3 protein-coding genes and 1 pseudogene are annotated in these 7,365 nt (G+C 66.0%); all 4 read right to left on the bottom strand.

What is annotated here, in order from left to right; genetic code table 11:
• Window positions 1–246 precede the first annotated feature (246 nt).
• Entirely contained in the window at window positions 247–1,866 is a 1,620-nt protein-coding gene (locus HUK84_RS07770) for an efflux transporter outer membrane subunit (RefSeq protein ID WP_176639778.1), read from the bottom strand.
• Window positions 1,863–3,035 carry an efflux RND transporter periplasmic adaptor subunit gene (locus HUK84_RS07765; protein WP_176639777.1) on the bottom strand — a complete coding sequence of 391 codons (1,173 nt, stop codon included), beginning with the start codon at window positions 3,033–3,035 and terminating at the stop codon, window positions 1,863–1,865. Before HUK84_RS07765 ends, HUK84_RS07770 begins: the two co-directional genes overlap by 4 nt.
• Complete coding sequence (locus HUK84_RS07760; protein WP_176639776.1) at window positions 3,035–6,223, bottom strand: efflux RND transporter permease subunit; 3,189 nt, start codon at window positions 6,221–6,223, stop codon at window positions 3,035–3,037. The genes HUK84_RS07765 and HUK84_RS07760 overlap by 1 nt, the downstream gene beginning before the upstream one ends.
• 500 nt (window positions 6,224–6,723) lie before the next feature.
• Window positions 6,724–7,365, bottom strand: a pseudogene (locus tag HUK84_RS07755) (dihydroxy-acid dehydratase); the annotation flags it as partial.

Here is a 7,365-nt window from a genome sequence, read left to right as displayed (position 1 = left end):
CCGGCCCGGCCGCCGCCAGCATCAGCAGCCCCCCGACCAGCCCGTACCCTGCCCCGCCTTTGCCCGTCCGCCCGGCCAATGTCGCCTCCATTCCCGTTTTCGGCACAGACTGTTACGGCACCGGCCTGATCTGGCAAGGGGGCGGACCTGGCAAGGGGCGGGCCGGCCAATCGACGGCCGATAAAAAAGCCTGGGTCCGCGGGGCGGAACCCAGGCTTGACTCGATGCCGGCGGAGCCGGTTCGGGTCAGTGCGCCGTCATGGCGGCGGGCGTCATGGTGGCGGTTCCGACCTTGGGCGCCGCCGATCCGGCCAGGTCGTCATACGGCGTCTCGTCCCGCACGCCGGCGATGCCGCCGGCCGGGGCGGGATGGTGCAACCCGTCATATTGCAGGATCGAGAAGCTCATGGTCTGGTCGGGCGTCGGCAGCAGCCTGTCGTTCCAGCCGCCGCCCAGCGCGCGGATCAGCCCCACCTGCGCCTGGAAATAGCGCGTGGCGACCTGCACCTGCGAGATCTGGGCGTCCAGCGCCGCTTCCTGCGCGATGATCGCGTCCAGGTAGGGCGACAGCCCGCCCTTGTACAGGGTCATGGTCATGTTCTGCATGTCCAGCGCCGCCGAGACCGCCGCCTTCAGCCGGTCGGTCTCGGCCCAGAGGCGGCTGGTGCGCGACAGCCCGTCCTCGACCTCGCGGAATGCCGACAGCACCGTGGCGCGGTAATGGTCACGCATCTCGCGATAGCCAGCCCAGGAGGACTGCAGCGCGGCCCGGCGCAACCCGCCCTCGAAGATCGGCATCGAGGCCGAGGCCCCGTAGGACCACATGCTGTTCGCCAGGTTGGCCAGGTCGAACCCGTTGGCGTCGAACCCGCCATTCGCGCTGAGCGCGATATGCGGATAGAACGCCGCGCGCGCCACGCCGATCATCCGGTTGGCCTGCGCCATCTCGCGCTCGGACGACGCGATGTCGGGCCGGCGCTGCAGCAGGTCGGACGGCACGCCGGTCGGAATCGCCGCCCGGGCGAAATCCAGCCGGTCGGACGGGGCGATATGGAAGCCGGACGGCGCGCTGTTGGTCAGCACGGCGATCGCGTGCTCGGTCACCTCACGCTGGGCCAGGATATCCAGCTCGGCCGCCTGGGTGACGTAGAGCCGGTTCTGCGCGCGCGCCAGGTCCAGCCGCGGCGCCGCCTGGTTGGCGAGCTGGGTCTGGGTGACCGACACCGCCTTCTGGTAATAGGCGATGGATTTGCGATAGATCGCGTCCTGCGCGTCATAGCCGCGCAGCGCGATATAGTCGCTGGCCAGTTCGGCCTGCAGGCTGAGGCGCGCCGAGGCGTAATCGGCCGCCTTCTGCTGCGCCGAATATTTCGCCACCCGGACCTGGTTGCGGATTTCCGACCAGAAATCGGGCTCCCACGAGGCCAGGCCGCCATAGAATTCGTCGGTCTGGGTCAGCGCGCCCTTGTAGCGGAACAGCCGGTCGGCCGACTGCTTGTTGTCCGACGCGCCGAAGGCCAGGCCGAAATGCGGCAGCAGGTCGGCACGCGCCTGCATGACCATGGCGCGCGCCTGCACGAAGCGCTCGGCGGCCGCCTGCAGGTCGGCATTCGCGGCGGTCGCCTTGTCCTCCAGCGCGTCCAGTTGCGGATCATGCAGCAGAGTCCACCATTTTGCGGGGATCTGCGTATCCGCCGGCGTCGCGGTGGCGAACACGCCCTGGCCATGCCACGATGCCGGCACGATGAAGGTCGGCGGGTGATAGGCCGGGGCCAGGTCGCAGGCGGACAGCGCCGCCAGCGACAGCACGGTGCCCCCGGACAGGGCGGTCCGGCGCAGGGAGGGGACGATCGAACGGACGATCATTCGCCGATTTCCTCCGGCTGGTCATAGCCTTTCGCCGGCGTGACCAGATGCACCTTCTGCCCTTCCAGCAGGTCGGCGGGCGGATTGTTGATGATCCGGTCGGTCGGCGCGATCCCGTCCGTCACCTCGGTCGAGGCGTCGGCCATGCGGCCGACCTGGATATTGTGGAAATGCACCCGGCTGTCGCCGTCCACCGTCGCGACCTGCATCCCGGGCTCCTGGAACACCAGGGTCGCGGTCGGGATCTCATACACGCCCGGGGTCGCCGGCGCCGTCAGCTTGACGGACGCGAACGTGCCGGGCCAGAGCGTATGGTCGTCATTGTCGATGGTGAATTCGGTCACCGCCGTACGCGTGTTCGGGTCATAGCCGCGGGCGATCGTCAGGAACTGCGCCTTGAACACCCGGTTGGGGAATTGCGGCACGGTCACGTCCGCCGTCATGCCCGGCTTGAGCATGTAGGAGAACACTTCCGGCACCGAGACGAACAGGCGCACCTTGTGCATGTCCGCCACGGTGAAGAGCTGGCTGGCATCGCCATCGGTGCCATGCTCGCCCGAGCCGCTGCTGACATAGTCGCCGACATTGATGGTACGCGCCGTCACCACGCCGTCGAACGGCGCGACGATGGTCTTGAACCGTTCCAGGGCCTCGAAGCGGGCGACGTTATGTTCCGCCGCCTCCATGTCCGCCTGGCTGGATTTGCGGTTCGCGTCGGCCACCGACACCGACTGCCCCGACACGGCCTGCGACTTGGCCATGGCATGCCAGCGATCGGCGCTGACCACCGCCAGGTTGTATTTGGCCTGCGCCGCCGCCAGATCGGCCTTGGCCTGGGCATATTGCGCGTCCAGGCTGGGCGCGTTGATTTCGGCCAGGACGTCGCCGGCCTTTACCGTGGCGCCGTAATCCTTGTACCACATCTTCACGTAGCCCGACGCCTGGGGATAGATCGGCGCCTGGTACCAGGCGTCGATCGTGCCCGGCAGGGTCAGGGTCAGCGTTTTCGGGCCGGGCTTGGGCTGGACCACCGCCACGTCGGGCACCGCGTTTTCCAGCGTCGCGGCCCGCAGGACGCCGACCGCATGCATGCGCGTGACGACCTGATACCCCACGCACAGGGCCAGCACGCAGGCACCCCCCGCGAGAAGAACTTTGCTTGAAGCCATCAGACCGACTCCTTCCGGCGAGACGCGCGATTGTAAATGATTGCGTAAACACAAGGGACGAACAGAAGGGTGGAGATGGTGGCCACGATCAGGCCGCCGATCACCGCCTTGCCCAGCGGCGCGTTCTGCGAATTGCTGATCGACATCGGGACCATGCCCACGATCATCGCCGACGCGGTCATCAGCACCGGCCGGATACGGCCGAAGCCCGCTTCCAGCGCCGCCTTCAGCGCGTCGCCGTGGATTTCCAGCCGTTCACGGGCATAGGACACGACCAGGATCGAGTTGGCGGTCGCCGTGCCCATGCACATGATGGCCCCCGTCAGCGCCGGCACCGACAGGTGCGTATGCGTCAGGAACAGGCTCCACGAGATGCCCGCCAGCGCGCCCGGCAGCGCGGTGATGATGATGAACGGGTCCAGCCAGGACTGGAAGTTGACGACGATCAGCAGATAGATCAGCAGGATCGAAATCACGAGCCCGCCGATCAACTGGCTGTAGGCGCTGCGCATCGTCGTCGCCTGGCCCTCGATATCCACCGCCGCGCCGCGCGGCACGTCGTGCGCGGTCTGCGCGACGACCTTGTTCACGCCGGACAGGACCGAGCCCAGGTCGGTGCCTTCGGCCGACACGTAGATGTCGAAGGCGGGCATCGAGTTATAGTGCGACACCTCGCCCGGCGTGCCGATGGCGCCCACCGAACTCATGGCCCCCAGCAATTGCAGGTTCTTGCCGCTGGGATCGCCGTCGCCCTTGTCGACCGGAATGGTCAGCAGGTCGTTGAAGTGCGTCAACTGGTCCTGCGAGACATAGGTGTTCAACTGGAAGGTCACGCCCGTCTCGGGGTCGAACCAATATTGCGGATCGACGGTCGAGCTGCCCGACAGGGTCATCAGCTCGTTATCCGCCAGGTCGCCCGCGGTGACCCCGCCCATGGCTTGGCCGAAGCTGCGGTCGCCCTTCACGAACAGGGTCGGCGTTTCCATCGTCTGCTGCAGAGCCACGTCGGTGGCGCCCGGCACGGCGCGCAGCTTGTTCACCAGTTCCAGCGCGTATTTATAGCTGGCGCGCAGGTCGGGGCCCGCGATCTTGACGTCGATCGGCGAGGGCGATCCGAAATTCAGGATCTTCGCCGTCAGGTCGGCGGGCTGGAAGGTGAAGATCGTGCCCGGGAAGCTGGCCGAGAGGCCCTTGCGCAGCACGGCGCGATAATCCCACACCGGCGATTCCGGGTCCTTCAGCGTGATCGTCAGGTCGCAATCCTGCGTGCCGACGGTCGGCGTCGGGATGAAGGCCTGGTTGTGCGGGCCTTCGGGCAGGCCGCAATTGCTGACCACGTCATCGACCTTGCCCGGCAGCAATTCCTTGGCCCGGTCGCTGACCAGCGCCGCGATGCGGGCGGCCACCTCGATCCGGGTGCCCAGCGGCGCGCGGAAATGCATCTGCAACTGATCGGACATGATTTCGGGGAAGAAGTCGCGCCCCGCCACCGTGAACAGCATCAGCGAGAGCACGGACGCCCCCAGGAAGACGAAGACGAACCGGCCACGGATCGCGATCGCCCATTGCAGGAAGCGGCCGTACCCTTCGCGGAAGGCGTTGAAGCGCCGTTCGAACCCGCGCTGGAACCGGGTGAACACGTTACCGCCCCGTGGGCCGCCCTGGGGTTCCGCTGCGTGGTCGACATGGCCGTGCGGCCCATGCACCTGACCGGCCAGCAGGAACTTCGCCATGGTCGGCACCAGGGTGCGCGACAGGATGAAGGACGCGATCATGGCGAAGATGATCGCCTCGGCCATCGGCATGAACAGCCAGCCCGCGACCCCGCCCAGTTCGAACAAGGGCAGCCAGACGATGCAGATGCAGGTGGTGGAAACGAAGGTCGGGATGACGATCTGGTTGGCCGCGTCGATGATCGCGACCTCCAGCTCCTTGCCCATCTCCAGATGGGTGTCGATGTTCTCGATCATCACGGTGGCGTCGTCGACCAGGATGCCGACCGCCAGCGCCAGGCCGCCCAGCGTCATGACGTTGATGGTCTGGCCCGCCCAGTTCAGCCCGATGATCGAGCACAGGATCGCCAGCGGGATCGAGGTGGCGATGATGATCGTCGAGCGCCACGAGCCGAGGAACAGCAGCACCACCAGGCCGGTCAGGAACGCCGCCGTGACCATTTCACGCAGCACGTCCTTGATCGAATCCTTCACGAAGCCCGAGGCGTCGCTGAGCACGCTGATATGCACCGAGGCCGGCAGCACCGCGCGCAGGCGCGGCAGCAGCGCCTTTACCCCCGAGACGACGTCGAGCGTCGAGGCGTCGCCGCTTTTCATCACCACCATGATGACGGCCTGGCGCCCCTGGACCAGCACGACGTTGGTCTGCGGATGCCCGCCGCGATAGACCTCGCCCAGATCATGCACGTAGACGACCGAGTTGCCGACGCGCTTGACCGGGATGTTGCCCAGTTCCTCCATCGAGCGCGGGGTGGCGTTGGTCTGCACCATCCAGTCCGTGGCGCCGATCTTCTGGTCGCCGGCGGGGCGCACCGCGTTCTGCTTGTCGAAGACGTTCTGCACGTCCATCGCCGAGAGATGATGCGCCATCAACTGCTTCTGGTTCAGCGCCACCATCACGAAATTGTCCATGCCGCCATAGGGATGCGGCACGATCGCGCCCGGCACGGTCACCAGCAGGGTCCGCACGCGGATATGCGCCAGCTTGAACAGATCCGAGGGTGTCAGCTTGTCCGAGGTCAGCTTCAGCGAGATGACCGGCACCGAGGACGCTTCCAGCTTCATGATCATCGGCGCCGGGATATGTTCCGGCAACTGCTGGAGCACGGTCTGCGAGATCGCGGTCACGTCGGCCTCGGCCGAGCCGATGTCGGTGCCAGGCTGGAAGAAGATCTTGACGATGCCGCGGCCATAGAAGGAATCGGCTTCCATGTGCTCGATTCCCTCGACCGTCGAGGTCACGCCCTGCTCGTAGTTATAGATGATGCGGCCGGCGAATTCCTCGGGCAGCATGCCGCCATAGGTCCAGACCACCGCGATGGCGGGGATCCTGATGTTGGGGAAAACGTCGGTCGGCGTCTTGAAGATGGACAAGACACCGAACATCACGATCAGGATCGACAGGACGACGAACGTGTACGGCCGTCGCAGGGCCGTCACTACTATTGCATTCATAAGCGGCCTTTTCCCTGTTCAGGACTTTCTGGCGCGGGGGCGGGGCGCGGCGTCGGTGCCGCGCCTGGCGGACGGACCGTACAGGTCAGGCGCTGTTGCGATATGACGCGGTCATCGAAGACTCCCTGTGGCGGCTCGTGCGCGCAACGGCACGCGATCTCATCACACACGATATAGCGAGGAGTATGTCAAACTATGTATGAAAAGACGTTCATCTGTTTAAAACAATTTTCATTAATGAAATTTTGGGACGATCATTCCGGAAATATCCGCAATGTCACCGATTATTTCGCGAAAAATTATTGCGCAATGTAACAAATACAGGAATAAAGTCGATAAGCAACCCATAATGACGGCGTCACTGTACCGAATATTACATCATGGCGGCCCGGATGGCGCGCGGAAATAACGACGCCCCCGCCTGATTAAGGGCGAGGGCGCACGATACGGTCATGAATTGTTTTTGGAGCGGGGACCGATCCGTCCCCGGGACCCTGCGTTCAGCGGCGGCGTAACTGGCCGACGTCGCGCACCGCGCCGCGCGCGGCGCTGGTGGTCAGGGCGGCATAGGCCTGCAATGCGGTGGACACCACCCGGTCGCGCCGCGGCTGCCAGGCGGCGTCGCCCTTCTCCTCCATCCGTTGGCGGCGCGCGGCCAGTTCGGATTCGGGCACCGTGGTGCGCAGCACGCGGTTGGGGATGTCGATCTCGACGATGTCGCCGTCTTCCAGCAGGCCGATCGCCCCGCCCTCGGCGGCCTCGGGCGAGATATGGCCGATCGACAGGCCCGCACTTCCGCCCGAGAACCGTCCGTCGGTGATCAGCGCGCACTGCTCCGCCAGCCCCTTCGATTTCAGGTAGCTGGTCGGATAGAGCATTTCCTGCATGCCCGGGCCGCCCTTCGGCCCCTCGTAGCGGATGACGACGACGTCGCCCGCGATGATCCGGCCGCCCAGGATCGCGGACACCGCCGCGTCCTGGCTTTCGAAGATCCGCGCCGGGCCGGAGAAGCGCAGCAGCCCCGCCGCCACGCCCGCCGTCTTCACGATCGCGCCGTCCTCGGCGATGTTGCCGTACAGCACCGCCAGCCCGCCATCCCGGCTGAAGGCGTGCGCCCCGTCGCGGATCGCCCCCTGGGCACG

Source organism: Nguyenibacter vanlangensis, from assembly GCF_013376155.1.
GTDB lineage: Bacteria > Pseudomonadota > Alphaproteobacteria > Acetobacterales > Acetobacteraceae > Gluconacetobacter > Gluconacetobacter vanlangensis.
The sequence above is the reverse complement of the archived record's forward strand: the minus strand, read 5'-3'. Positions and strand labels throughout refer to the sequence as shown.

Excerpts from the sequence above, each read along its gene's own strand:
- HUK84_RS07765 (WP_176639777.1), bottom strand. The coding sequence starts at position 3,035 with ATGGCTTCAAGCAAAGTTCTTCTCGCGGGGGGTGCCTGCGTGCTGGCC.
- HUK84_RS07770 (WP_176639778.1), bottom strand. The coding sequence starts at position 1,866 with ATGATCGTCCGTTCGATCGTCCCCTCCCTGCGCCGGACCGCCCTGTCC.
- HUK84_RS07760 (WP_176639776.1), bottom strand. The coding sequence starts at position 6,223 with ATGAATGCAATAGTAGTGACGGCCCTGCGACGGCCGTACACGTTCGTC.